This window comes from Sulfolobus sp. B1 (assembly GCF_007050195.1).
In the GTDB taxonomy this organism is placed as follows: domain Archaea; phylum Thermoproteota; class Thermoprotei_A; order Sulfolobales; family Sulfolobaceae; genus Saccharolobus.
This window is the reverse complement of the sequence record NZ_QIMI01000235.1, coordinates 1-1,551: the sequence shown is the minus strand read 5'-3', so window position 1 is coordinate 1,551 and position 1,551 is coordinate 1. Positions and strand designations below refer to the sequence as shown.

Sequence of the window (1,551 nt, the reverse complement as noted above, 5' to 3'; positions counted from 1 at the left end):
CTTCTGGTGAAGAGGCTGCTGAATATGTTGATAAGCCAGTGAACTCTCCAGACTCTGTTACTATTTCTTGTAATCCTTCTCCTAAGTCAGCTAATTCGATCGAGACTTCTGGCATTATCCCTCTCAACGTACTCTTAAGCTCATTAACTACTCCTAAAACCGGTATTAAATTGACAAATATGTCACCTAGTTCTGAAACTGTCTCTAACCTTAATTCCACTTGCTCTAAGGCAATTTGAGTAGTCAATAGCTGCTTGGATATCTTCCTTATTTCTGCTACCTCATTAGCATACATAGCAGCTCTTTGTGTATCTTTAGCCATCTGTGCTTCCACTACCCTCTCAAATAGAACTTTATCTCTTTCCTGCATCCTACTGATATATGCATCTAATCTACTAATCATTGAACTAATTTTATAGTGAGCTTGAACTAATCTGTATTTAAGTGGCTCCTTTGAGCCCTTAAACTTATACTTTTCTTCTTTTTCTCCCCATATCTTTTGGAAATCTTTACCAAGCATGGCTAATATATATCTTACTCACTCTACTTTTTTAAGGTGAAGGGTAAGGTACTAAGAGTTTAAATCAATCGAATCCAAGATAAGTAATATGCCTAACGTGTTTATTAGAGAAGATGAAGATCCAGACTACGATGTATATATCAGTCAAGATAAGGTAGTAATATACCTAGATCTTAGAGGTAAAGAGGTAACTTATAACAGGATTTTAATTAAATCTGATGGAGAAAAAATATATATATTAAATTCCGTAAATAATAGCATTGTTAAAATAATAGCATTACCTACTAGAATTGACTCATCAACGGTCACCTTTAACTACAAAAACGGTATATTTATAATTCAAGGGAATAAAGTAAACTAAATGACCGAAGAACTATATCTTAATGATTCATACGTTAAAGAATTCGAAAGTAAGGTCATAAAAATACTTGATAACTATGTAATTTTAGATAAGACAGCATTCTATCCGGGAGGAGGAGGGTTAGAAAACGACCTAGGTTTTTTAGAAAATAATAAAGGCGAAAAGGTAAAAGTACTAGAGGTAAAAAAAGAGAATGGAGAAATATTGCATAAGGTTGAATCTAACAAGTTTAATGAAGGCGAATTAGTAAAGGGAGTTATTGATTGGGAAAGAAGATATAGGATGATGAGACTTCATACTGCCTCTCACATAATTTCTGCTTTAGCCTACGAGAAATTTGGTTCTCTTATAACTGGAGGTCACATAAGCCCAGAATACGCTAAAGATGATTTTAACGTAGAGGATAAGGCAATACTAATAGAGCTAATAAATGAAGCGAACGAGATTGTTAAAAAGTCAATAGATGTTAAGGTGTACTTTTTACCTAGAGATGAAGCATTAATGATTCCAGCAATAGTAAAACTAGCTGGGAGGAACCCTCCAGAAATTCCTATATGGAGAATAGTTGAAATACCAGGCATTGATATACAAGCTGATGGAGGACCCCACGTTAAAAATACTAGAGAAATAGGAGAAATTGTTTTATTAAAAGTAGAAAATAAAGGAAAAG

3 protein-coding genes are annotated in these 1,551 nt (G+C 33.8%); 2 read left to right on the top strand and 1 reads right to left on the bottom strand.

Annotated elements, in window-relative coordinates; all coding sequences use genetic code 11:
- On the bottom strand, nucleotides 1–520 hold a 520-nt coding region (locus DMP16_RS09795), incomplete at its 3' end, for a Snf7 family protein (RefSeq protein WP_143577183.1).
- Between the two features lie 88 nt (nucleotides 521–608).
- Between DMP16_RS09795 and DMP16_RS09790 the strand changes: the two genes are divergently transcribed.
- Nucleotides 609–881, top strand: coding sequence for an Hsp20/alpha crystallin family protein (locus tag DMP16_RS09790; RefSeq protein ID WP_069282303.1), 273 nt, complete (start codon nucleotides 609–611; stop codon nucleotides 879–881).
- Nucleotides 882–1,551 (top strand): alanyl-tRNA editing protein AlaXM (gene alaXM, locus DMP16_RS09785; RefSeq protein ID WP_143577182.1); only part of this gene is annotated, 670 nt, incomplete at its 3' end. It abuts the gene before it with no gap.

What these genes read in the sequence shown, in the direction of transcription:
- DMP16_RS09790 (WP_069282303.1), top strand. Translation starts at nt 609, where the DNA reads ATGCCTAACGTGTTTATTAGAGAAGATGAAGATCCAGACTACGATGTA.